A 24,625-nucleotide genomic window follows, 5' to 3' on the forward strand; every position below is an offset into this window, starting at 1 on the left:
CGGCCGCCTGACCTCGCACGCCGCGGCATCCACATCGCGCAGGCTACTGGGCTCGCCGCGCGCCGGACCACCTCCTTTGGTAGTACGCCGGCTCACCGGAGGACGTACCCGTCGTGGCGTCCGGACCGACGTGTCCGACCCGGCCCGATCCGCAGACTCAGGCCATGACGAACAACCCTCTCCTTCGACGAGCCGCGGTGGCGGCCGGTGCGGTCGTGGTGGCGGTGGCGGAATTCGCGCTCCTGCGCTCGGTGGCCGGCGTCGATCTGGCGGTCCGCTCCGGTGGCTCGACCCGGCCGGTCACGCTGGGCGCGGTCATCGGGGCGACCACGGTCGCGGCGCTGGCCGGCTGGGCGCTGCTCGCGGCGCTTGAACGCTTCACCAACCGCGCCCACGTCTGGTGGACCGCGGTCGCGGTCGTGGTCCTGCTGCTCTCGCTCGTGGTCGGCCCACCCGGTGGCGTCGGCGGGGGAGCGAAGGCGACCCTCGCACTGCTGCACCTGAGCGTCGGCGTCATCCTCATCCTCGGCCTGCCCCGGCCGCGCCCGGAAGGGGCGAAGCGATGACGGCGTTGACCGTACGCAAACAGGGCGGGCACTTCGTCCTCGACTCCGGCGCGACCGGGCCGCGCGCCTCGCTGCGTGCCGGCTGGACCTGGCGGTGCGGTGAGATCCGCACCGGCGCCGGTCGCTGGACGGTCGAACCGACCGGCCGCCGACGCATCGGTTTCACGGCCCAGGGCCAGCACGGTGTGGCGGTGCGGCTCGACCCGGGCCGGTCGCACGTGCCGGGGCCCGGCGGGGTGACCCGCTGGAAGGCCGGTCATGGCGGAGGTGAGCTGGTCCGCGACGGCAGCCGCCTCGCCGTGCGCCTCCCCGGCCCACTGGGCGGGCCGATCCGCGTCGACGTCACGGGCGAGTGGGCCGAGGTGGAGTTGGTGGTGCTCACCGCCTGCTTCGCACTGATGAGTCGACGGCGGCGGCGCACCCTGATCATGATGGCGGCCGTCAGCGGGGGGAGTGGGTGATTCGAGCGAGCGCCGTCGCGGCAAGCGGGAAGCAGCCGTCGGACGGCTGACGTAGGTGTGGTCAGCGTTGTTCGCCGATGTTGGCTGCCTGCGACTGGCCAGGATGGGACGCTGGCACGTGGACGGGGCAGCACGTCGGGGGAGGGTGGCATCGAGATCACGGTGAGCGGCCTCTGATGCGTACCGGGTTGATCGTAGTAGCCGTGCTGGCGGCGGCGGTGGTCGTGGACTTGATCTCCGGCGTGCTGGTTCGCCGGGTAGCCCGCGGCCGTTACCGGTGGTTGCTGGAGCCGTTGCGGGATTCCTGCCGACGCCCGGCGGCAACGGTTCTGCTGGTGGGAGCGGTGTACTACGCGCTGCCGATGGATCCGGTCGGGTGGCAGCGCCAGCTGCGGCACGCCGTCCTGGTGGTCCTGGTTCTGTCCGGGGCCTGGTTGGTGAACAGGGCGTTGCACGTCGCTGAGGCGGTCGCTTTCAGCCGGCTGCCGGGTGACCCGGTCGCCAGCCGACGGGTCCGGCGGGCTCGGACGCAGATTCGTCCCGTGCGGCGGCTCACCGTCGCCGTGGTCACGATCGTCGCGATCGGTCTGATCCTGATCACCTTCCGGCCGGTACGCCTTTTCGGCGTCTCCGTGCTGACGTCGGCGGGAGTGGTCGGCGCGTTGATCGGTCTGTCGGCCCGTACCGCGCTGGGCAACGCCTTCGCCGGTGTCCAGGTCGCCTTCGCCGACGGTCTGCACGTCGGCGATGTGCTGGTGGTGGACGGCGAATGGGGTCGGGTTGAGGAGGTGAAGCTGACCAACGTGGTGATTCGGCTCTGGGACGAGCGGATGCTCATCATGCCGACCACATATTTCACCGAGCGGCCGTTTCAGAACTGGACCCGGAACGAGTCTCGGGTCATCGGCAAGGTCCAAATCCATGTCGACCACACCGCCGACCTGGACGACCTGCGCCGGGAGGCGCGCCGGCTGGTCGAGTCCTCGCCGCTGTGGGATCGCGGCCAGTGGGTGCTCCAGATGGTCGACTCCACCCCACAGACGGTGGTCATCCAGGTGCAGGCCTCGGCCGCCGATGGCGCCAGCGCCTGGGATTTGCGCTGCGACCTGCGTGAAGGACTGATCTGCTACCTGCGCGACCGTCATCCCCAGTGGCTGCCGCGCACCCGCGGCCAGTACCAGCCGTAGACGCGCGGGTCCGACGAGCCGCACGCGTCATTGACTCGCCGTTTCACGGCGACCGAGGACACTCGCGCAGCAGTGCGGCGCTCCACTCGCCCTCAACCGCGTGGTGGTGAAGGGCGATGGGTGATCCGGTGGGTCAATCGTGACTGGTACAGGCCGGCGCTGGTGATGGCGTAGAAGACCGGAAGGACGACGAAGATGACCAGGCCGATCAACGGTGCCACCAGGTAGCCGACCAACCCCGCGAGGAGGTACAGGACGACCCCGGCGAGGGCCCGGAACCGCTCGACGTGAAAGAAGCCGCCCTTGGCCTGGGCCTTCAGCAGGTCCGGATTGTGGGCCAGGTAGTGGTAGAACGCCAGCCACGTCGTGCACAGCACCGCACCGATCAGCGCGTAGAAGGCGATGCCCACGCGCTGGTCCGCGTTGTTGTGCTCCTGCAGCGCGCGCGACACGACGGCGGTCGGAAACGGCAGCAGCGCCGTGCTGAACAGCACGAGGAGGTTCATCCAGTGCAGGCCGCGATCGACCTGCTGAATGCGGTTGAACGCCGCCTTGTGGTTGAGCCAGACGACGGCCACGTACGAGTAGGACGCGAGATAGGCGACGTAAGACGGCCACTGGGCCAGCAGGCCGGACAGGAGGCGGCCAGGCGGGACGTCCGGCACCCGGAGGTCCAGGACCAGCAGTGTGATGATGATGGCGAAGATCGCATCGCTGAACGCCACGGCACGGCTGGTGTCCGACCGAGTGCCTAGGTCCGTGTCTGGCCCGCTCACCGAATGCGCCTACCCAGGGTCGTACGCGGCAAACAGCCGAGCAGGTCGGCAGCGAACGCACGGTGCCCGTAGATCGATGTCTCCGGATGCGGATCGTGGTCAGGGTCAGGGTTTGAGGACGACCTTCTCGCAGTTGTCCTGCTTGTTCTTGAAGATCTCGAAGCCGCGTTCGGCCTGGTCGAGCGGCAGGGTGTGGGTGATGACCCGGGTCGGGTCGATCTCTCCACGCTCGATGCGTTGCAGCAACGGTTTCATGTAGCGCTGCACGTGGCATTGACCGGTACGTAGGGTCAGCGCCCGATTCATCCACGCGCCAGCCGGGAACTTGTCGAGGAAGCCGCCGTACACACCGATCACCGACACGATGCCGCCGCTGCGGCAGGACAGGATTGCCTGGCGCAGCGCGTGCGGACGCTCCGTCTCCGAGCGGACTGCCTGCTTGATCCGGTCGTACGCGTGCACGTGCGCGGCGCCGTGGGTGGATTCCATGCCGACCGCGTCGATGCACTTGTCCGGCCCCCGCCCACCGGTCAGTTCCAACAGCCGGGACCGCACGTCCACGTCCTCGAAGTTCACTGGGGTGTGGCCCGCCCGTTCGGCCATCTGCAGCCGGTACGGCTCCTTGTCGATGGCGATGACCTTCGCCGCGCCGAGCACCCGGGCGCTGTCCATCGCGAACTGCCCGACCGGGCCGGCGCCCCACACCGCGACGACGTCGGTGGGCTGGATGTCGCACATCTCGGCGCCCATGTAGCCGGTGGGCAGGATGTCGGACAGGAAAAGCACCTGCTCGTCGGTAAGGTCCGACTCGATCTTCAGCGGTCCGACGTCCGCGAACGGCACCCTCGCGTACTGCGCCTGACCGCCGGCGAAGCCGCCGGTCAGATGCGAGTAGCCGAAGATTCCGGCGACCGGATGGCCGAACATCTTCTCGGCGATGCCGGCGTTGGGGTTGGAGTTCTCGCAGCAGGAGTACAGCTTGGCGGCGCACGCCCCACACGCGCCGCAGGCGATCGGGAACGGCACGACGACCCGGTCCCCGACGCGCAGCCGGCCCGGGTCGACGCCTCGGCCGACCTCGACCACTTCGCCCATGAACTCGTGGCCCATGACGTCGCCGTCCTGCATCGTGGGCACGTACCCATCGAGGAGGTGCAGGTCCGAGCCGCAGATGGCGGTGGAGGTGATCCGTACGACGGCATCGCGGTCATTCAGGATCCTCGGATCCGGTACGTCACGGACCTTGACCTTGTTGCGGCCCGCCCAGGTGTTCGCCCTCACGCTTCCGCTCCCTTCGCGAGCTCTGTATCCGACAGCGGTTGCGCCGGACGCTGCGGGAACTCCTTGCGGGCCCGCTTGCCCCACGGGGCGCCCTCGGATCGGACCACCTGCCCGGTCTCCATCACCTGCTTGAGCCGGCGCAGGTCGTCGTCGAGTTGCTGGTGCGGTTCCTCACCGAAGTACTTGGCGACCGCCTTGCCGATCGCGCCGCCCGGGACGTCGTACGACATGACGACGTGCACCTCCGTGCTGGCGCCATCCGGGGCTGGCACGAAGCGGACCATGCCTGCGTTCGGCACGTCGGCGCTCCCGGTGGAGCGCCACGCGATCTTCTCCCCGGGCGCCTCGTCGGTGATCTCCGCGTCCCACTCGACGTTCTTGCCGAAGGGCGCGCTGGCGGACCAATGGCTCGTCCGGTCGCCGGTGGCGCGGATCTTCTCGAGATGTGCCATGAACGTGGGGAGGTTGTCCAGGTCACGCCAGAACGCGTAGACCGTGGGTGGTGGTTTGCGGATGGTTGTCGTGGCTGTCAGCTCCATGGATCCTCCTTCGCGTGAGCCTCGTACCGCTGGCGCTGAACCCATGCTCTTGACGCGAGTGGCCCGCACGGCGGTCAGCAGGTCCACCACCGTGATTCCGACGATGGCGCCAGTCACACCGACGAGCCGGCGCCGGCGGTGCCCGCTACGGTGGGCGATGGCCACCCCGAGAGAGGCCAGGTCCATCGCGTCGCCCACGACCCGGGTCCACGCCCAGATGCCCTTGCGCCGACTGGTCAGGAGCCCGGCCGCATGGACCAACTCCCGTGCCCCGACAAGCGGCACCACCGCCCGGGAGGTCGAGGAGTCGTCCACCCCGCTGATCCGCCGCACCGTGTCTGGTGCCGCCAGTTGTGCCATGCCCAGACCGAGACTCATCCAGCCGAGCCGCCGCCCTCGCCGTTGCACGTCTTCCTGTCTGGCCTGCGCGGCCTCTCGGGTTGCTAGTTGAGTCACGGGCATCTCCGTATCCGGTCGCAGCCCGGCCGAGCCATTCCGGCTCATGGAAGTCCGGGACGTGACCCACAGAAACCCGCATACCCCTCGGAAACCACCTCAATCCGCGCATCGGTCGCGGTACGGAAGTGATCCCTGTCCCGCTGCCAGCGCGGCGTCAAGGCCGCGACTGCCAGCAGTGCTACGGCCAGATCGTTGTCGACCCCTGCCAAGCGCCCGTATGGGGATGTTGGGTCGAACAGCCGCTGCTCGGCAGGAGCGGTGGCGGTTCGGCCGTCGGGGTCGGGATGCCGCCGTGGGGGGCCCCGGCCCGATCCTGATCCCACCGCGTCAGGCCGTCGCCATCTGGCGCACGTTCTCGCCCTGGGAGAACACCTCGACCATTTTGGCGCAGAAGGCTGGAAGGTCACTGGGATTGCGGCTGGTGACCAGGCCGTTGTCGACCTCTACCTGTTGGTTCACCCAGTTCCCGCCCGCGTTGCGGATGTCGGTCTGCAGACTGGGGAACGAGGTGACGGTCCGGCCGTTGACCATGCCGGTCTCGACCAACGACCAGGGGCCGTGGCAGATCGCCGCCACCGGCTTCTGTTGCTGAAAGAACGCCCGGACGAAGTCCATGGCCTGCGGGTTCATCCGGAGCCGGTCGGGGTTGACCGTCCCGCCCGGCAGCAGCAGGGCGTCGTAGTCGGCCGCATTGGCGTCGTCCACGGTCCGGTCCACCCGATTGCGGTTGGCCGGGTTGATGTCCTGGTTCATCGACTGGATCTCACCGGAATTCAACGAGATCAGGTGGACCTCGGCGCCCGCCTGCTCCGCGGCGGCTCGGGACTGGGCGTACTCCACGTCCTCCACCCCGTCGGCGGCGAGACAAGCGATTCGTTTGCCGGTCAGTGGCTGCTGGCTCTGCGCCATCCTGGGTGGCCTCTCCCTCGCGGCGCCGCCCCGTTGACGGCGCATCGTTCGCTCGCGGCCGCCTTCCCGGTGTTGAGACCGGGAAACAGGACACCGAAGACCGCTCAAGGGTGGACGGACCGGTCCGCTCGCCAATGAGGCAGGGCACGGAGGAAGGGGTCGCCTTACGAGACTGCCCTCGCTCGAAGCGGGTAATGCACCGAACCTCTGGCGCCGAGCCCCTGGAAAGGCCGATATGACTCTCCCTACCGCTTCGATCGAACTGCCGTCCGGTCAGAGCATGCCCGTGCTCGGGCAGGGCACGTGGTACCTGGGTGAGCGCCCTGCGCGGCGACGGGATGAGGTGGCCGCATTGCAGGCTGGCCTGGACCTGGGCATGACCTTGATCGACACTGCGGAGATGTACGGCGACGGCGCTTCCGAGGAGCTTGTCGGCGAGGCCATTGTCGGACGACGCGGTGACGTGTTCCTGGTCGACAAGGTGCTGCCGTCCAACGCCAGCCGGCAGGGAACCGTGCAGGCCTGCCGCCGCAGCCTGCAACGACTCGGCGTCGACCACATCGACCTCTACCTGCTGCACTGGCGCGGCACACATCCACTCGCGGAGACGATCGAGGCGTTCGCCGAACTCGTCGACGCCGGTGACATCGGGCAGTGGGGCGTGAGCAACTTCGACCTTTCCGACATGACCGAGCTACTCGAGGCGGGCGGGAACGACTGCGCGACCAACCAGATCCTGTACAACCTCACCCGGCGCGGTCCCGAGTACGACCTGCTGCCTTGGCTACGTGAACACCGGATCCCGGTGATGGCGTACTCCCCGATCGAGCAGGGCAGACTGCTCGGCCACGACCAGGTCGCGGAGGTCGCCGCCGGGCACGGGGCGACTCCCGCTCAGGTCGCGCTGGCCTGGGTGCTGGAGCAGGAGATGGTCGCGGCCATTCCCCGATCGTCCAACCCGGAACACACGCGGGAGAACGCGCAAGCACGCGACCTGCACCTGACCGAGGACGACATCGCGGCACTCGACAGGGCATTCCCGCCCCCTGCTGGCCCGCAGCCGCTGGAGATGTTGTAGGGCCCATCGGCTGATTCCGCCGTCGCGACTACCTTCTGGTGCGGGACTGCCCCCCGCCTTTCTCGTCCCGCCAGCCGCCGGGTTGGGGGTGGTAGCCGTAAGCGGCGGCCCGGACTGTCTCCTCGTTCTCCAGCCCGGAGCCGATCGCGCCGCCGACGGTGGCCAGTGAGCTGGTGATCCAGGCGAGCGTCAGATAGTCACTGGCATTCACCGGCCTCTGCAGAACCTGTTCCAGCACGGATGTGTCGATCAGCAGCGCCCCGACGAGCGCCGTTCCCACGAGCAGCACCACGTAGGACACCGCCGTGGCCAGAGTGAGAGTGAGGATCGTACCCAGGTTGAACAGCCGTGCCAGCTCACCAGGCGTCTCGCGGCTGGGCTTCTCCCACAGGTCGTGCGCGATGATCAACCAGGCCACCAACGCGCTCAGTCCGAGCACCATGATCACCGCGAGCCGGAGTCCGCCGAGGGCATCGCCCATCTGCCAAATGGTGTCCGTGGTGAGCGCGAACGCGGCGGTGCCGAACGCGCCGACCAGCAATTTGGACAGGCCCAGCAGGGCGCGTCCAGGACGGTTGGCGCGGACCATGCCGGTCAACAGACGCGCCCGGCCGATCAGCCCCGACGCGAGGTAACGCCGCTCGCCAGCGTCCGCCCCGCCGATCATTCGACGGACGGCGGGAATCTGCCGCCTCGCCTCGTCTGATGCCCGGTCGGCCGGCGGCACCCGGTGGTCGGAGGCGTCGGCCAGCAGCCGGCCGACCAGCTCCGGAACGGCTGCGCGGACCGAGCGCGTCTGACTTAGTCCCAGCGCGGGCAGGGAGATCAACCCGACCTGGCGCCGGGCGGAGGTCTGCGCGACCAGGGGCGCCCGCTCGGCATGCAATGGCAGGTCGGTCAGGCAGATGGCGACGTCCCACTGGTCGTCTGTGCGCCGCGTAGCAAGATCGTCGAGCAGCGCCTCCGCGCCGCCGTCGCGGCGCGGCACCACCTCCCCCCAGCCTTCCCGGACGATCCATCGCACGTCTGCGCTCACCCGCTCGCTGAGCCCGCTTACCAGCTCCGCAGCGAGCCTCGCAGCCACCCGGGCCGGCTGGTCCGGTGGGGATGCCACCAGTCCCACGACAATCTCCGGGCGTTGCCGTTCGCTCTGGGTCACCGCTGCTCCTCACCGGTAGCCGGGCTCGGCCGCCGACGTCGAGAGCCGGGGCGTCAGGCGTCGTCGCGGTAGATCTTTTGCCGAGTGACGTAGTGGTAGAGCCAGGCCGCCGAGAGCAGCGCCCGACCAATCTGGATAGCGCCGACGCGACGCCTGTGTCGATCCGGGCGGCCCGCCCACGCAGCCTAGAAGACCACTTCGCAGGGTGCAGAGGATTCGGCGGAAGGCGTCCGACGAAGGCGACAAAGATTTCGACACCGTCATCCCGGCGGCCCTGGACGAGGTGGGCCTCCCTGCCGGCCTGGCCGAGGTCGCTCGTCGAAACGACGTCGACGCCAGATGCGGGCGAGCACCGCCCGCGCCCAGCGACTCGTGGGCGAGGACCTCGGCACCCCGACACTCGTGGTCGACGGCGTGGCCTTGTTCGGTCCCGTCCTCTCCTCGATCCCACGCGGGGACGACGCCCTCCGCGTCTTCGACGGCGCGCGCCTGCTCGCCGGCTGCCCGGCGTTCTCCGAACTCAAGCGTGCCCGGACCGATGACCTCAGCTTCGCGTAGTTCCGCTGCCTCTGGACATCTTCAGTTAACAAACCTAATAATTAGCCTCCCGTCGATATCCCTCGGTCGGGCACCCCCTCGGGAGGACCGGATGGCGCGCAGATCACGAACACCGTTGCTGGCTGCCCTGGCGGCCCTGGTCTCCGCCGCCGCGGCGACCCTGACCTTCGCTTATCCGGCCCTGGCCGCCGGGCCGACGGCCGTCTTCACCAAGACGTCCGACTGGGGTACCGGCTGGGAGGGCCGCTACACCATCACCAACGGCGGATCGAGCACGATCAACGGGTGGCAGCTTGCGTTCACCCTGCCGGCGGGCACCACGCTCGGCTCGTACTGGGACGCCACGGTGAACAGCGTCGGGCAACGACACACCTTCACCAACCGCTCGTGGAACGGCACCCTGGCCCCCGGCGCGTCGGCGTCGTTCGGCTTCCTGGCCACCGGCTCCGGCTCGCCCGTCGACTGCACACTCAACGGCGCGGCATGCGCCGGTGGCGCGCCACCCACCACGACACCGCCGACCACCGCGCCCCCCACCACGACACCACCGACCACCGCGCCACCCACGACACCGCCGCCGACCACCACACCGCCCACGAGCCCGCCGCCGAACACGGGGTTGCCGAAGCACGCGCTGATCGGCTACCTGCACGCCAGCTTCGCCAACGGCGCCGGATACCTGCGCATGGCCGACGTGCCCGACGACTGGGACATCGTCAACCTCGCCTTCGGCGAACCCACCTCCGTCACCTCCGGCGACATCCGCTTCCAGCTCTGCCCGGTTGCCGAGTGCCCCAATGTGGAGACCGAGGCCCAGTTCACCGCGGCGATCCGCGCCAAGCAGCAGCAGGGCAAGAAGGTGCTGCTCTCCATCGGTGGCCAGAACGGGCAGGTGCAGCTCACCACGACCGCCGCCCGTGACACGTTCGTCCGCTCGGTGTCGGCGATCATCGACCGGTACGGCCTCAACGGCCTGGACATCGACTTCGAGGGCCACTCCCTCTACCTCAACACGGGCGACACCGACTTCCGCAACCCGACGACCCCGGTCGTGGTGAACCTGATCTCGGCGATCCGCGAGCTCAAGCAGCGCTACGGAAGCGGCTTCGTGCTCACGATGGCTCCGGAGACGTTCTTCGTGCAGCTCGGCTACCAGTTCTACGGCTCAGGCCCCTGGGGTGGCCAGGATCCCAGGGCCGGGTCGTACCTGCCGGTGATCTACGCGCTGCGTGACATCCTCACCGTCCTGCACGTCCAGGACTACAACTCCGGCCCCATCGTCGGGCTCGATGGTCAGTACCACACCATGGGCAGCGCCGACTTCCACATCGCGATGACCGACATGCTGCTGGCCGGCTTCCCCGTGGCCGGGAACGCCAACGCGGTCTTCCCCGCGCTGCGCGAGGACCAGGTCGCGTTCGGCACGCCCTCCTCCACCAGCGCAGGCAACGGCTACCTCGCCCCGGCCGGCGTGCAACAGGCGGTCACCTGCCTGGTCCGAGGCCAGAACTGCGGCCCGTACACCCCGCGCAGCGGAACCAATCCCAACTTCCGAGGGCTCATGACCTGGTCGATCAACTGGGACCGGTACTACTCCTGGGAATTCCGGCTGAACCACGGCCCGTTCCTCAAGTCGCTGCCCTGACCGCGAGGCTGGTCGGACCATTTCGGTATGTACAGGCCAGAGGCCGGTTGGACACAGTCCAACCGGCCTCTTTCCTTTGCCGGTCGCGCTATCGACACTGATGAGGGCAGATTGCCGATACTGTTCTCCACCACACCGTCCCCGTGTCCTGAAGGGTGCTGCCATGAGCTTTGGACGTCGGCACTTGTCACGAACATCCGTAGCCGCGTTGTTCATTCTCGCCGCGATCGTCCTTTCCGCGCTTCCGGCCGAGGCGGCGAAGAAGGGTCCGGACCTCGCGGTCGACGCATCCGGGACACGGATCGCTCTAGGGGTCGACAAGAAGGTCGTCGATCTGAAGATCAGCAACCGGGGGGACGCGACTCCGAGCGACGTGGTCTTCAATGTCCGCCAGCCACAGGAGGGCAGCGACCTCCCGCCGATAGCCCTGCTGTGGCATTTCGGGAGTGGCGTGGGGGAGTGCGACGGCGATTTCGGTGGGTTCTACTGCCGGCTGTCCCCCGAGTGGATTCCGGGACCGGGCGAAACCGTCGACGTTCCTGTCGACGCGTTCGTGTACGGGACGGCGCCTCACGAGGGCAGGTTCGAGGTCTCGGTCACCATCGGCCCGGACATGGACGCGAATCCAGCCGACAACACCAGGTGGATCCCGCTGTCGCTGGTGGACGAGCCCAAGGCGGACCTCTCGTCGGTCGCCCGAGACGTGAAGGAGTCCGTGCGCATCGGCGCGGACGGCCGGCCCACACCCACCGGGACGCTGAACCCGGGGGAGACGGGCACCGTGTGGCAGACCGTCGCGAACCAGGGTCGCAAGACGGTCAACGGGGTACGGGTCACGCTGCGCCTGCCCAAGGGTGTGACCTTCACCAGGCAGCCGAGCCAGTGTGTGCTCGCCGATGCCCGGCAGTCCGCCGTCTGCACCTACCCGGACCTCACCCTGGTTCCGGCCACCGAGGACACTGACCCGAACGACGGGATCTATTCGGCGGTCGACCTGTACAACCTGGTGACGACGGCCGCATCCGCCACCGCGCCGGCGACGATGCGGGGCGGAACCGTGCGGGTCGAGGGTCTTGCCGTGCAGTCGACGACCAGCCGCTCCACACCTGCGAACGTCGAGCTGCCGGAGAACGCCGTAGCCGTACGGGTGGCCGACGCGGACCCCAGCGACAATCAGGACGGGTTCGCCGTCGTGCTGGCCGCGAAGAACGGCGGCGGCGCTGAAGGTGGCGGCGCTGAAGGTGGCGGCGCTGGAGGAGAAGGCGGCGGTGGAGGAGGCGGCGGTGGTGACGGCGGATTGCCGGTCACCGGGACGCCGCTTGGGCTGATCGGTGGCATCGGCCTGGCGGCGCTGACGGCCGGAGGTGCGATGTTCCTCGCCGCTCGGCGTCGCCGGACGACGCTGGTGACCCCGTGGACGTGAGGCTCGCCGCTACCGAGATCGGCCGCCTGGGTGCGGCTCACGACGGGCCCGGGCGGAGGCGTGTCCGCGCACGGCTCGGGTAGCAGCGACCACACCAGCCGTCCTCCGTATCGTCGACGACCGATGGATCGGCAGGCGTACTCAGCCTCTCCTGGGTACCCGTACCCGGGCTATCCGAGCAGCGCCGCCGTCGCGGCCAGGGTGCCCAGCGACAGCGTCGTGGTCACGACCACCGCCCGGTTGGCGATGGTCTCGCCGACGCCGTACTCCTGGCCGAAGATGAACGCGTTCTGCGCCGTCGGCAGGCCCGCGCACACCACCACGGCGAGCAACTGCGGCGCGGAGAGGTGCAGGGCGAGCCCGGCCGCGTACGCGATGACCGGCTGCGCGACGAGCTTCAGCGTGGCGAGCACGGCCAGCTCGGTCAGGCCGGTCGGCTCTGCCCGCGACGGCGCCGTGGGGTGCAGCGACGCGCCGAGCGCGACCAGGGCGGCCGGAACCGCGGCGCCCGCCAGTAGGGTGAGCGACGCGTCAGCCGCCGACGGCACGTGCAGGCCGGCAGCCGAGCACGCCACACCGAGCAGCGACGCCAGGATCACCGGGTTGCGTACCGGCAGGGAGGCGATACGACGCAGCCGTACCCGCCCGGCCGGGGCGCTGTGCCGGTCCAGGGCGACCAGGACCACGGGCGTCACCACCAGCACCTGTAGCAGTACCACCTCCGCCAGGAACGACACGTTGCCGAGCACCTGTGTCGCGATCGGAATGCCGAGGTTCGCCGAGTTCACGTACCCGGCGGCCATCCCCCAGATCGGCCGTTCGCCGGGCGTGCGACCGAACAGCCGACTCGCGCCGAACCAGCCGAACCCGACGACCGCGGCAGTGCTCATCCCGAACGCGAGCAGCGAGCGGCCGGCGAACCCGGAGAGTGGCATTCGGGACAGGGCCAGGAACAGGGCGGACGGCATCGCGAGGTGGAACACGAACCGGCCGAGCACCGTCGCCACCGCCTCGCCCAGCAGGCCCCGGCGACAGGCCGCGTAACCGACCGTCGTGAGGATCCAGATCGGTACGAACGCCGACACCAAGCTCATACGTAGGTCACTCGCGGCTGAGTGACAGGAGCAGACCGGCCGCGGCCAGGGCGATCCCGGCGGCGGCCGCGTAAGCCGGAAGTTGGGCCGGGATGCCGAGGTAGACGGTGATGCCGAGGATGCGGGACAGGCCCCAGGGCAGCAGCGCGAGTTGGTCGTTCCACACCGTCAGCGCGCGTTCCAGGCCCACCGCCGAGACCAGGGCGGACAGTGCGCCCAGGGGTACGCCCACGGCGGTGAGGGTCAGCCCGACGGCGCTTGCGCGGCGCAGGCCGTAGCGGTCCCGCAGGACCACCGCCGTGACCACGAACAGCCAGCAGAACGCCGCGAACGCGACGGTGACGTACGCCGCCCGCAGGCCCGGCGCGGTCCAGAAGACGAACCAGTAGCCGCCGGGTCCGCGCGGGGCGAGCGCCGCCAGGAGAAGTACGCTGCGCAGCAGCGCGACGCCGCCGAGCGCGGCCCACAGGTGGAACGGATCCCGGCGGCCGACGACGAGGCGTACGACGAGGGCGAACAGCGCCCATCCACCGAGGGTGACCAGCAGGTGTGCCGGCGCGGCGAACCAGGTCGACACGAGCCGGCTCGCCACCAGGACCACGGCCGGGACCAGCCACACCATCAGCCGGTCCGCCCGGGTGCGGGGTGTCGGCAGCGCGGCGACCCGCCACGGCCGGAGCGCGCCGAACAGCAGTCCGCGCGCGGCGGCCGCGCCGAACCCGCGACCGCGCAGGCCGAGCAGCAGCACCAGCAGGATCGACGCGAGCAGCGCCCGGGCCGCCCAGGCCATCGCCGGGTCCCGGTCGGCACGCCGCGCCCCGAGGTCGGCGGCGGTGAAGTTGTACGCCGGCAGGTCTAGGTCGGCGCCGTAGCGCTGCCGGTGCGCGTCGCGCGCATCCTGGTACGCCGCCGCTGCCCGCCGCCAGTCGTGACGGGCGGCCGGCGCGCCGGTGTCCAGCCACTGCGCGTGCCGCAGCACCATGGTCCGGTACGCGCCAAGCGTCTCGAACAGGTCCACCTGGTAGTCGAGCGTCGCGGTGAAGCGCCCGCGCAGTTCGGCGTCCCGCCAGGTCGCCGGGTCGGTCGCGGCCACCAGGTCGCGCATGCGCCGGGCCAGCGCCACGGCCTGCGTACCCTCTTGGATCGCCTCGTCGACGCGGCCTCCGGTCACCGCGTAGATGCTGTCCAGAGCTGCGGAGTCGCCGGTCGGGATGTCCCACTCGAAGATCCACATCATGGGCGGCGGTTCGAGCCCGAGCGCCCGTACCGAGCGGTCGGCGTACGGACCGATGTAGAGGCCCTTGGTGACCGCTTGGCGGGACAGCGCCATGGCCTGCCCGATCGCGGCGACGGTCCCCGGGTCGCCGGAGAACGTGCGGTACGCCCAGTCCGCCGTCACCTGCGCCGGGTCGACCTGCGGGTCCCAGGCCAGGCGGCCGACGGCGTACGTGTTGAGGTCGTAGAGCTGCCAGAAGCCGGCGCGCAGGTACAGCGACATGGGCCCGGCGCGCAGCGGTCCGCCGTCCTGGGTCCAGTTCCAGACGCCCTCGACGTTTGCGTTGGCGGCGAGGAACGCGCGCAGCGCCTGGCGGTGCAGCGGGCCGAGGTCGTTGGGCAGCGAGCCGAACGCCTCGAACTCGCGCCGGGCCTGGAACTCCACGATGCGGCGGTGCCCGCCGCCCAGCAGGGTGGTGTTCAGCGGCAGGTGGCTGTAGAAGTCGCCGAGGGTGTACTTCGTGGACACGATCAGGTGCGGGTCGTCGAGCCCGCCGAGGACCTGCGCGTACGACTCCGGGTTGGTGTGCAGGTCGCCGACCGCGCCGACGCCCACCGTCCAGGTCCGGAAGATGATCTCCTTTCCGGCCGGGCCCGCCGTGTCCAGCAGCGCCCGCAGCATCGCGCGTACGGACGCCTCCGTGGTGACCGCGAGCCGGGACGAGTAGTCCCAGCCGGTTCCGGCGTACACCTCGCCGCCCTCGCCGATGCGGACCATGAGGCCGTCGACGAACGGCATGCCCTCGAACAGCTCGGCCAGGCCGGCCTGGTAGACCGCCCACAGCCGGGGGTCCGCCACGTCGAGGCCGCCGACGGTCCGCGTCAGGTACGCCTCCAACGGGGGCGACACCGCGAGCATGTCGGTCAGCAGGAAGACCTTCATCCCCATGTCCTCGGCGTACCGGAAGACGGGCCCGAACGCCGTGACCATCGCCCGCGCCCGGTCGACGTGCGGGTCGCCGGCCGGATAGACCGCGCGTCCGTCGCCGACCTTGGCGAACGTGACGTACTCCAGGAAGCCGGGCACGACGATCCCGTTGTATCCCTGCGCCACCGAGTGGTCGACGAGCTGCCGAAACTGCGCGTCGATGCGGGCCACCGCGGCGGCGTCCACCCACGGCGCGCGGGGCAGCACCGCCGAGGCGACCACGTCTGTGTTCAGGCCGTAGTCGTCGCCGGCGGCGAAGGCGGCCGGATCGGGCTCGCGGCCCACCGAACCGGCGTCGGTCAGTCGCAGGCCGAGCCGGGGTGCGACCACCCGACCCGTGTCCGCCGGGGAGAGCGCCTCGCCGCCGGAGCGGATCCGGTCGGCCAGCTGGTACATCCCGGCTGCCACGCCCGCCACGTCACCACCCTGGACGGCCAACTCGGTGCCGCGCACGTCGAGCCGATACGACTCGGGCGTCCCACCGAGAGCGGGCAGCACGCCCGCCCGCAGCGTGCGTACCGCCGACAGGTCGGGCGGCCCGCCGCCTGCCGTACCGGTGCCCGAGGCGGTGGTCGCGGACCCGCCCGGGGCGAGCACCGGCCGGGGCCGGCCGCGGAAGACGACCGCGTCGGCGACGGCGGTCGCGGCCTTGGTGAGCCGGGGATCGTCGGGTACGACGAGGGACGCCAACGGCGGCACCGGCGCGGGCGTCCGCGCCGGTGCCGCGACAGCCTCCTCGCGCGGCACGGCGGCGGGGGAGTGGCTCAGCTTTAGCGTGTCGCCGACCGCCCAGGCCGTGGCCGCGCCGAGCGCCACCACGATCGCCACGGCGATGAGCAGCGGGTAGGGCCTGCGGGCCTGGGCAACGTGAGCCACGCTCGCATGGTAGTGGTCGCACCAGCCGCCGTCCTCGACCCGCGGAAGCCGGCGGCGAGCGTCGTCGGCTACCTGTTGCCGGCACCATCTCCGCTCGGAGTCAGGACGTGGCGGGTCCGGTCCCCGGTCCAGGCCGCTTCGAGGATCGCGGTCAGGCTGGCGGTGTCGGTCGGGCCCGGGTGGTTCTGGATGAGTCGGGTGACGCCACCAGCCATCTCCGCGAACCGTGGCAGGTCGGCGCGGGCCACGCCGATGTCCGCCAGGGTGCGGGGGATGCCGATGTCGGCGAGGAGACCGTCGAGCCAGGTGAGGAACGCGTCCGCGGCCTCGGCATCGGAGGCGTCGGCCACGTCGAGCCCGCACACCCCGGCGAGGATCGCCAACCGGTCCTCGACGGCATCCCGGGCCGCGTCCAACGCGTAGGGCAGGAGCAATCCGACGCCCAGGCCGTGCGGGGTGTGCGTGGCCGCGCCGATGGGGTACTGGAGGGCGTGCGGGGCCGCGTTGCCCGCGTGGGAGAAGGCGAGCCCGGCGAGCATCGACCCGTACGACATGTCCGCGCGCGCGTCCCGGTCGCCGCCGTTGCGGACCGCACGACGCAGGCTCCGGGCGATCCGCTCCGCGGCCAGCAGCGCGTAGTGGTCGGTGATCGGGTTGCGGCCGAGGAACACCTGCTCCACCGGGTCGCGTGGTCCGTGGGCCCGGGGTCGCGCGGTGTAGCTCTCCACGGCGTGGCAGAACGCGTCGATGCCGGAGTGGGCGGTGACGGTCGCCGGGCAGGAATAGGTGAGCTCGGGGTCCACGATGGCGAAGTCGGGCACGATGTGGACGCTGGAGACCCCCACCTTCAGCTCGCGGTCCGGGTCGGTCAACACCGAGACGGGGGTGAGCTCGGAGCCGGTCCCGGACGTGGTCGGGACCGCGACGAGGGGGAGGGTCGGCCCCGGCACCCTCGACTCGCCGTAGAAGTCGCGCGGCGTCCCACCGTGGCGTCGGATGACGCCGACGATCTTGGCGAGGTCGATCACCGTGCCACCCCCGATGGCGAGGATCACGTCGGCCTCCACCTCGTTGGCGACCGCGACGGCCACGGCGACGTCGGCGAGTGGCACGTCCGACGTCGCGTCCGAGAACACCTCGACGACGTCGACCCGCGCCCGCACGGCGGCCACGATCTCGGCGACGCCCGGCTGACCCAGGAGAACCTGGTCGGTCACCACGAGGACCCGCGATCCACTCTCGGCCACCACCCGGGGGATGTTCTGCGCGACCCCTTCGCCCACGATGAGCTGGCGTGGTCCGCGGACGGTCTCAAGCATGTCGGTGCCTCTCCAGAACGTCGCTGATGTGCGGGGCGCAAGCTCGGGGCGGCGGGCCGGTCACGGCAGGTCGATCGCCGCGTAGGTGAGGTCGAGGTACTCGAGGATGCCCTCGTGCGACCCCTCCTTGCCGATGCCGGACTGCTTCACGCCCCCGAACGGAGCTGACGGGTCCGAGATCAGACCACGGTTGATGCCGACCATCCCGGTCTCCAGCCCCTCGGTGAACCGCAGCGCCCGCCGCAGGTCACGGGTGAAGACGTACCCGACCAGGCCGTGCTCGGTGTCGTTGGCCTTCGCCAGCACCTCGTCGTCGGACGTGAACGGGATGATCGGCGCCACCGGACCGAAGATCTCCGCCTTCAGCATCCGCGCGTCGTCGGGCACGTCGACGACGACGGTGGGCGGGTAGAAGTGGCCCGGCCCATGCGGACGCTTGCCGCCCACCAGCACCCGGGCGCCCCGATCCACCGCGTCGGCGACGAGCTCGTCGATCGCGGTGACCGAGGCCTCGTCGATCAACGCCCCGACGTCCACGCCGTCGTCCAGGCCATGACCCACCGACAGCGCGCCCATCCGCTCGACGAAGCGCGCCGTGAACTCCTCGCGCACCGGCTCCTCGACGTAGATCCGGTTGGCCGCGATGCAGGACTCCCCGATGTTGCGCATCTTGGCCACCATGGCGCCGCCGACGGCGACGTCCAGGTCGGCGTCAGCACACACGATCAGGGCCGCGTTGCCGCCAAGTTCCATCGAGGTACGCAGCACGTTGTCCGCAGCCTGCCGCAGCAGCACGCGTCCGACCTCGGTCGACCCGGTGAACGACAGCTTGCGGGTCCGGTTGTCGGCCAGCAGCGCCGAGACCACCGCGCCGGAACGCTTGGTGGTCACCACGTTGACGACGCCCGGCGGTACGCCCACCTCTTCCATGAGGCGGGCCAGGAACAGCATGGTGAGCGGCGTCTGGCCCGCGGGCTTGGTGATCGTCGTACAGCCCGCGGCCAGCGCAGGAGCGATCTTGCGGGCGCCCATGGCCAACGGGAAGTTCCAGGGCGTCACGAAGACACACGGTCCGACCGGCTTCGGCACGGTGAGGATGCGGTATCCGCCGGCGGGGGCGGCGCTGTAGCGACCCTCGACGCGGACCGCCTCCTCGGCGAACCACCGGAAGAACTCCGCGCCGTAGGACACCTCCGCCCGAGCCTCGGCGAGCGGCTTACCCATCTCCAGCGTGATCAGCCGGGCGACCTCCTCGGACCGCTCGACCAGTGCCCGGTACGTCGCGGTCAACAACTCCGACCGTTTCCGTGCTGGGGTCGCCGCCCACCCCGGCATCGCCGTGCTCGCCGCCTCCAGGGCGGCGAGCCCGTCGACGACGTCGGCGTCCGCCACCTCGGCGATGGTCTTGCCGGTGGCGGGGTCCTCGACGGCGAAGGTGGCCCCGTTCGTGGCATCGCGCCAGGCGTCGCCGATGCGGAGCCGCCGGTGCTCGGGAGCCAGGACGGTCATCGGGTCACTCATTGCGTCGCCTCCTGTGATCTTCGTGGTGCTGTGCGGAGTGCCCCAGCGATCGCCCGTTCGGGTGGACGGACGGGTCACCCGCCCTCGTCGGGGCGGGGGCGAAGGTGTCTCGGTCTGTTCGGCGCGTTACCGCCCCGCCTCGGACAGCGAGAGCCCGGTGTCCGCGTCGAACAGGTGCGCACGGTCCAGGTCGACCGTGACCGACAGTCGTTCGCCCGGCGTACCGGTGATGGTGGGTCGTGCCTTGACCTTGAGGATCTCGGTCCCCACCCGGACGTCGACCACCGTGCGGTCGCCGAGCGGCTCGAGCCCGTAGAGCTCTCCCGACAACGACGCGTCCCCGCGCTGCTCGACGGACAGGTCCTCCGCGCGTACGCCCAGCAGCAGCGCACGACCGTCCTCCGCGGTGGTCCAGCGGGGGCGCGGCAGCGTCCAGCCGTCCGCGCCGACCAGACGATCCCCCTTGGCGCGGCAGGCGAGCAGACTGATCGGCGGGCTCCCGACGAACCCCGCCACCCACTGGTTGGCGGGACGCTCGTACACCTCGGTCGGTGTCCCGACCTGCTGCACCTTTCCCTCCTTGAGGACCGCGACCTGATCGGCCATGGACAGGGCCTCGACCTGGTCGTTGGTCACGTAGACGAAGGTCGCGCCGAGGCTCCGGTGGATACGGGTGAGCTCGGTGCGCATCTCGACGCGGAGCTTGAGGTCGAGGTTCGTCAGCGGCTCGTCCATGAGGAACGCCCGGGGGCTGCGGACCAGCGCCCGAGCCAGCGCGACCCGCTGCATCTCACCGCCGGACAACTGGGCGGGACGACGCTTCAGCAGACGTTCGATGTGCAGCAGCTTCGACATCTGCTCGACGGCGGCGGCGATCTCGCTCGACGAACGGCGGCGTGCCCGCAGCGGTGAGGCGATGTTCTCGTACGCCGTGTGTCGCGGGTAGAGGGCGTAGTTCTGGAAGACCATGGCCAGGTCCCGCTCGGCCGGCGCGTCACCGGTCGCGTCTCTACCGTCCAGGTGCACCGACCCCGCGTCGAGCTTCTCCAGGCCGGCGATCGCCCGCAGGGTCGTCGTCTTACCCGCCCCGGAGGGCCCGAGCACGACGAAGAACGAGCCGTCCGGCACGTCGAGCGTCACCCCGTCCAGGGCCTGGACCTTGCCGAAGGACTTGCGCAGCCCGTGCGCTGCCACGGTTCCCATCAGGCCACCAGCTCTTCCGTGCGCACGTCGTAGACCGCCGGGGTTCCGCCGGTGTGCCGCAGCCCGACCTTCGCGTCCGGGGCGAAACGGATGGTCGGTGGCATCCGAACCCGTACGTCGCGCTCGCCGCCGTGGTCGACCACGTAGATGATCTCGTCGCCCAGCCACTCCGCCGAGACCACTCGGGCCGGGATGGCGCCGTCCGTCCCTGGCGCGGTGACTTCCAGCGCCTCCGGCCGGACGCCGGCGACCAGACGACGGTCGCGCGGCAGGCCGGACGGTGGTGTGAGGACCAGTCCGCCCTGACCGTGCAGCATGCCGTCGACCACCTCCACGTCGATCAGGTTCATCGGCGGGGATCCGATGAACGCGGCGCAGAAGAGACTCGCCGGACGGTCGTAGACCTCGAGCGGTGTACCGATCTGCTCCACGCGGCCCTTGTTGAGGATGGCGATCCGGTGACCGAGTGACATCGCCTCGACCTGGTCGTGGGTGACGTAGACCATCGTCGCCCCCAGTTCCCCCTGCAGGTGCTTGATCTCCGTGCGCATGTCCGCCCTCAGCTCGGCGTCCAGATTGGTGAGAGGTTCGTCCATGAGGAACGCGCGCGGTCGTCGCACCAGGGCGCGCGCGAGCGCCACACGCTGCTGCTCCCCGCCGGACAGTTGGCGCGGTCGCCGGTCCAGGAGGGGACCGAGCCGCATCAGCCGGGCGGCCTCCTCGACCCGCGCGTGCACCTCCTGCTTGGGCAGTCCCTCGGCCCGCAGGGGGAACGCCAGGTTGTCGCGGGTGCGCAGATGCGGGTAGAGGGCGTAGAACTGGAACACCATGGCGATGTCGCGCTCGGCGGGCGGCAGGTCGTTGACCAGCGTGTCACCGATGCGGATGTCGCCGGACGTCTGCCGCTCCAGGCCGGCGATGGCCCGCAGCGTGGTCGTCTTGCCGCAGCCCGAGGGGCCGAGCATCACGAACAGCTCGCCGTGGCCGATGGACAGGTCCACCTGTTCGACCGCGACCGTGCCGTCCGGGTAGCGCTTGTGCAGTTCGGTTACCTCGATACCCGCCATCAGCGTCGCACCGCCCCGAGCGTCACACCGGCGATGAGGTGCCTGCGCACCAGGTAGGCGAAGATGAGCACCGGTAGGGCGAACACCACGGAGGCGGCTGCCACGAGACCCCAGTCGGTGGTGGTGCCGCCGATCAGGCCGGCGATGGCGGGTGGGGCCGTGCGGACGCTGTCGCTGGACGTGAGGAAGATGGCGAACACGAACTCGTTCCACGAGAAGATGAGCGCGAAGACCGCCGTCGCGGCGATGCCGGGTAGGAGCTGGGGAAGCGTGTATCGCCAGAACGCCTGTAGTCGGGTGTAGCCGTCGAGCATGGCGGCGTCCTCGTACTCCGCGGGCACCTCGTCGACGAACCCCTTCATCATCCAGATCGTGAACGGCACGTTGAACGCGGCGTAGATGAGGATCAGGCCGATCTTGTTGTCGATGAGTCCGACCTGGCGGTACATGAGGAAGATCGGGATCACCACCACCACGGGCGGCATGAAGCGGGTGGACAGGATGAAGAACAGTTGGTCCTTCTTGGCCTTCACGGCGAAGCGTGAGTAGGCCCAGGCCGCCGGGACTCCCAGCACGGTGGCCAGCACCGTGGAGGCGCCGGCGACCACGAAGGAGTTGAGGAAGCTGACGGACACGGGGGTACGGCCGTCGCCCTGGGCGACGAACACGTCCTTGTAATGCTGCAACGTGACGGCGAAGTCGAAGAACTTGGCCGGGATGGCGTAGACGTCCCGGTTCTCCTTGATCGACGTCTCGATCATCCACAGCACCGGAAAGAGCATCACGGCGGCCAGCAGGGTCAGCAGCACGACCTCCACCGCGGAGCGGCCCCGACCGCCGGGGCGGCGCGCGGGAGGTGTGTGGTCCCCGGCCGGACCGGTGGACACGGCCTCGTCGACGGAGACGGCCATCAGTCCTCCTTGAGCTTGTTCAGATAACGCAGGTAGAGCTGCGTGAGGACGATGACGACGAGGACCATGAGGATTCCGTACGCCGACGCGGTTCCGGTGTTGAAGCCCAGGAACGCGACCTTGTAGATGTGGAACGACAACGTCTCGGTGGAGACCCCCGGGCCTCCGTTGGTGAGGATGTAGACGAGGTCGAACAGCCGGAACGCCTCGATGGCCCGGAACATCACGGCGATGAGCAGCAGTGGCCACACCAGCGGAAGGGTGATGGTGCGGAACTTGAACCACTCGGACGCGCGGTCGATCGAGGCGGCCTCGTAGAGGTACTTGGGCACCGCGCTGAGGCCCGCGAGCGCGATGAGCATGATGAACGGCGTCCACTGCCAGGTGTCGACCACGATCAGCGAGATCAGCGCCGTCCGCTGCCGGGTGAGCCACTCCACCTGCCCGAGGCCGACCGAGCCGAGCATGCTGTTGACCACGCCGAACTGCGCGTCGAGCATGAAGCGCCAGAACAACCCGACCACGACCGGCGACAGCATCATCGGGACCAGGAACAGCGTGGTCAGCGCTCCGCGCCCGCGCGTGCGCCGGGAGATCAGGTAAGCGATGCCGAAACCGAGCACGGTCTGCAGGGAGACCGCGCCGATCACGTAGACCAGAGTCGTCAGGGCCCTCGTGTGGACCTGGGCCGACGTCAGGATGGCGGTGTAGTTCCCGAACCCGACGAACTCGGCGGGACCCCCGCGCGTGGCCGAGTAGTCGGTGAAGGACAGGTACAACGACCACAGCAACGGGAAGACCGACATGGCGAGCAACAGCAGGAGCGAGGGGGAGATGAAGGCCACGGCGAGCCCTCGGTCGCTCAGCCGGCGGGACCGACCCGGTGCAGGTGGCGCCGCGGACGCCACCTGCCCGGGGTGTTCGGTCGTCGAAGGGGCGTCGCTCACAGCCCGCCGCCGCCCTTGCGGTTGCTCGAGTCGAGCACGCTCTGCTGCTCCTTGGCGATGTCGTCGAGCGCGTCCTTCGGGCTCTTCGCGCCGTTGAGGGCCGCGTTCACGTTGGTGTTCTCGATGTCGACGAGGCGCGCGTACTCGGGCACGTTCCACATGTCCCGCATCCGCGGGACCGAGTCGGCGTACACCTTGTTGAACGGCCCGGCGTTGAGGAACTCGGGCGACTGGATCGCGTCGGTACGCGATGGCACGCCACCGGCGGCGGCCCACTTCTTCTGGATGTCAGCCCGCTCGAACCACTTCATGAAGTTCAGGGCTTCCGCCTGGTTCGCCGCGCCGGAGTAGGCCGAGATGTGCATGCCCATGCCGCCGAGCGGGACGAGGTTCGTCTTCTGGGTCGGCAGGGTGGCGAAGCCCAACTTGTCGAGGATCTGCTCCCGCGTGCTGCCGAGCGTCGACTGCTTCGGATCGAGCAGGCCGCCGCTCGCCGCGATCCAGTTGAACGCGATGCACGCCTTGCCCTGGGCGACGGCCGCGTTCGTCTCGTCGATGAACCAGTTGCCGGAGCCCTTGGCGGTCAGCGGCTTCATCTTGTTGACCAGGACGTCCATCGCCTCCTGGCCCGCCGCGTCGTTGAGAACGCCCTGGATCTTGCGTGCCTTCGGGTCCCAGAGGTTGCCGCCGTAGACGCCGTTGACGGTGTTGTAGGTGACGGCTGCGGCGTCGGAGCCGTTGGCCTGGTGGAAGGCCAGTCCGCTCACGCCGGGGTGCTCCGCCTGGCACTTCCCGGCGACCGAGATCATCTCGTCCCAGGTCTGCGGCGGCTTGTCGCCGATCAGGTCCTTGCGGTAGATCATCGTCCAGGTGTCGCCGAGCAGCGGCAGCCCGTACAGGCTGGCGTTCTCGTCGCGTTTGCCGGTCTCCGCCTGCGGGAACTGACCGTAGGCCGCCAGGAGGTACGGGTCGTAGGCCTGCACCTCGATGTTGTTCTTGACGAAGTCCGTGAGGTCGAGGATGTTGCCGTTCGTCACGGCCTCGCCGATGTGCTGCGAGTCCAGGATCGCGATGTCGAAGTCGGTCTTGCGCGCGGCGAACTGGGTGAACATCGCGTCGTGCCAGTTCGCGTTCGGCACGGTGTTGACCTTGATGGTCGCGTTCGGCCGCTCTTTCTTGTACTCCGCGTTGGCGAAGGCTTCCAGCGCTTGGGCGGGCGGCCAGTCGAACCAGATGAAGCTGAGGGTCAGCGGGTCCTTGCTGAGCTCCGGGACGGCCGCCGGCGCCTTGGGGGCGCTCGCCTTCGCGTCGTCGTCCTTGTCGCCGCCGCACGCCGCCAGGGTCGTGGCCACCAGCAGCATGGCTGCCGTCGCCAGCCGTGCCTTGCGACCGGGAGCGGGCATTCGTCCTATTCGCTTCTGAGCGCGCATGTTATGCCTGCTT

The 24,625-nt window shown here is 69.8% G+C and carries 21 protein-coding genes; 7 read left to right on the forward strand and 14 right to left on the reverse strand.

Annotated elements, in window-relative coordinates:
- Positions 1-164 precede the first annotated feature (164 nt).
- The 3 genes from ABZ272_RS01100 to ABZ272_RS01110 all read left to right on the forward strand — a co-directional run bounded on the left by ABZ272_RS01100 (position 165) and on the right by ABZ272_RS01110 (position 2,214).
- Positions 165-566, forward strand: a complete 402-nt coding sequence (locus ABZ272_RS01100) for a DUF6069 family protein (protein WP_355047838.1) — start codon at positions 165-167, stop codon at positions 564-566.
- Positions 563-1,027 carry a hypothetical protein gene (locus tag ABZ272_RS01105; protein ID WP_355047839.1) on the forward strand — a complete coding sequence of 155 codons (465 nt, stop codon included), beginning with the start codon at positions 563-565 and terminating at the stop codon, positions 1,025-1,027. Before ABZ272_RS01100 ends, ABZ272_RS01105 begins: the two co-directional genes overlap by 4 nt.
- 176 nt (positions 1,028-1,203) lie before the next feature.
- Entirely contained in the window at positions 1,204-2,214 is a 1,011-nt protein-coding gene (locus ABZ272_RS01110) for a mechanosensitive ion channel domain-containing protein (RefSeq protein ID WP_355047840.1), read from the forward strand.
- A 92-nt stretch (positions 2,215-2,306) separates the two neighbouring features.
- Here the strand turns inward: ABZ272_RS01110 and ABZ272_RS01115 are convergent, their stop codons facing one another.
- From ABZ272_RS01115 to ABZ272_RS01130, 4 genes are all read right to left on the reverse strand, one after another.
- Positions 2,307-2,939 (reverse strand): TMEM175 family protein, encoded by a 633-nt coding sequence (locus ABZ272_RS01115; RefSeq protein ID WP_355047841.1) that lies wholly within the window; start codon positions 2,937-2,939, stop codon positions 2,307-2,309.
- Positions 2,940-3,095: 156 nt separating this feature from the next.
- Complete coding sequence (locus ABZ272_RS01120; RefSeq protein WP_355047842.1) at positions 3,096-4,271, reverse strand: zinc-dependent alcohol dehydrogenase; 1,176 nt, start codon at positions 4,269-4,271, stop codon at positions 3,096-3,098.
- Positions 4,268-5,188, reverse strand: coding sequence for an SRPBCC family protein (locus ABZ272_RS01125; protein ID WP_355047843.1), 921 nt, complete (start codon positions 5,186-5,188; stop codon positions 4,268-4,270). Before ABZ272_RS01125 ends, ABZ272_RS01120 begins: the two co-directional genes overlap by 4 nt.
- A gap of 408 nt (positions 5,189-5,596) precedes the next feature.
- Positions 5,597-6,178: a type 1 glutamine amidotransferase domain-containing protein gene (locus ABZ272_RS01130; RefSeq protein WP_355047844.1), complete on the reverse strand. Its 582-nt coding sequence runs from the start codon at positions 6,176-6,178 to the stop codon at positions 5,597-5,599.
- Between the two features lie 280 nt (positions 6,179-6,458).
- Here ABZ272_RS01130 and ABZ272_RS01135 point away from each other — a divergent pair, with 280 nt between their 5' ends.
- The gene (locus ABZ272_RS01135) at positions 6,459-7,256 is read left to right on the forward strand and encodes an aldo/keto reductase (RefSeq protein WP_355047845.1); all 798 of its coding nucleotides are present in this window, start codon (positions 6,459-6,461) and stop codon (positions 7,254-7,256) included.
- A gap of 28 nt (positions 7,257-7,284) precedes the next feature.
- On the opposite strand, the gene ABZ272_RS01140 is transcribed toward ABZ272_RS01135, so the two are convergent.
- Positions 7,285-8,247, reverse strand: a complete 963-nt coding sequence (locus ABZ272_RS01140; RefSeq protein WP_355047846.1) for a hypothetical protein — start codon at positions 8,245-8,247, stop codon at positions 7,285-7,287.
- A 507-nt stretch (positions 8,248-8,754) separates the two neighbouring features.
- On the opposite strand from ABZ272_RS01140, the gene ABZ272_RS01145 reads away from it, so the two are divergent.
- From ABZ272_RS01145 to ABZ272_RS01155, 3 genes are all read left to right on the forward strand, one after another.
- The gene (locus ABZ272_RS01145; protein ID WP_355047847.1) at positions 8,755-8,973 is read left to right on the forward strand and encodes a hypothetical protein; all 219 of its coding nucleotides are present in this window, start codon (positions 8,755-8,757) and stop codon (positions 8,971-8,973) included.
- A 91-nt stretch (positions 8,974-9,064) separates the two neighbouring features.
- Positions 9,065-10,618 (forward strand): cellulose binding domain-containing protein, encoded by a 1,554-nt coding sequence (locus tag ABZ272_RS01150; protein WP_355047848.1) that lies wholly within the window; start codon positions 9,065-9,067, stop codon positions 10,616-10,618.
- A 76-nt stretch (positions 10,619-10,694) separates the two neighbouring features.
- The gene (locus ABZ272_RS01155) at positions 10,695-12,041 is read left to right on the forward strand and encodes a hypothetical protein (RefSeq protein WP_355047849.1); all 1,347 of its coding nucleotides are present in this window, start codon (positions 10,695-10,697) and stop codon (positions 12,039-12,041) included.
- A gap of 170 nt (positions 12,042-12,211) precedes the next feature.
- Here the strand turns inward: ABZ272_RS01155 and ABZ272_RS01160 are convergent, their stop codons facing one another.
- From ABZ272_RS01160 to ABZ272_RS01200, 9 genes are all read right to left on the reverse strand, one after another.
- Positions 12,212-13,135, reverse strand: a complete 924-nt coding sequence (locus ABZ272_RS01160) for an AEC family transporter (protein WP_355047850.1) — start codon at positions 13,133-13,135, stop codon at positions 12,212-12,214.
- A gap of 7 nt (positions 13,136-13,142) precedes the next feature.
- On the reverse strand, positions 13,143-16,214 hold the full coding sequence (locus ABZ272_RS01165; protein WP_355047851.1) for a hypothetical protein: 3,072 nt from the start codon (positions 16,212-16,214) through the stop codon (positions 13,143-13,145).
- Between the two features lie 68 nt (positions 16,215-16,282).
- Positions 16,283-17,533: an iron-containing alcohol dehydrogenase gene (locus ABZ272_RS01170; protein ID WP_355047852.1), complete on the reverse strand. Its 1,251-nt coding sequence runs from the start codon at positions 17,531-17,533 to the stop codon at positions 16,283-16,285.
- A gap of 60 nt (positions 17,534-17,593) precedes the next feature.
- Positions 17,594-19,054 (reverse strand): NAD-dependent succinate-semialdehyde dehydrogenase, encoded by a 1,461-nt coding sequence (locus ABZ272_RS01175; protein ID WP_355047853.1) that lies wholly within the window; start codon positions 19,052-19,054, stop codon positions 17,594-17,596.
- Positions 19,055-19,180: 126 nt separating this feature from the next.
- Positions 19,181-20,257 (reverse strand): ABC transporter ATP-binding protein, encoded by a 1,077-nt coding sequence (locus ABZ272_RS01180; RefSeq protein ID WP_355047854.1) that lies wholly within the window; start codon positions 20,255-20,257, stop codon positions 19,181-19,183.
- Positions 20,257-21,324 (reverse strand): ABC transporter ATP-binding protein, encoded by a 1,068-nt coding sequence (locus tag ABZ272_RS01185; RefSeq protein ID WP_355047855.1) that lies wholly within the window; start codon positions 21,322-21,324, stop codon positions 20,257-20,259. The genes ABZ272_RS01180 and ABZ272_RS01185 overlap by 1 nt, the downstream gene beginning before the upstream one ends.
- Positions 21,324-22,235 carry a carbohydrate ABC transporter permease gene (locus ABZ272_RS01190; RefSeq protein ID WP_355047856.1) on the reverse strand — a complete coding sequence of 304 codons (912 nt, stop codon included), beginning with the start codon at positions 22,233-22,235 and terminating at the stop codon, positions 21,324-21,326. Before ABZ272_RS01190 ends, ABZ272_RS01185 begins: the two co-directional genes overlap by 1 nt.
- Entirely contained in the window at positions 22,235-23,080 is an 846-nt protein-coding gene (locus ABZ272_RS01195) for a sugar ABC transporter permease (protein ID WP_355047857.1), read from the reverse strand. Before ABZ272_RS01195 ends, ABZ272_RS01190 begins: the two co-directional genes overlap by 1 nt.
- 98 nt (positions 23,081-23,178) lie before the next feature.
- The gene (locus ABZ272_RS01200; RefSeq protein WP_355047858.1) at positions 23,179-24,585 is read right to left on the reverse strand and encodes an extracellular solute-binding protein; all 1,407 of its coding nucleotides are present in this window, start codon (positions 24,583-24,585) and stop codon (positions 23,179-23,181) included.
- Positions 24,586-24,625: the final 40 nt, after the last annotated feature.

The organism is Micromonospora sp. NPDC005979 (assembly GCF_040614415.1).
Lineage (GTDB): Bacteria > Actinomycetota > Actinomycetes > Mycobacteriales > Micromonosporaceae > Micromonospora.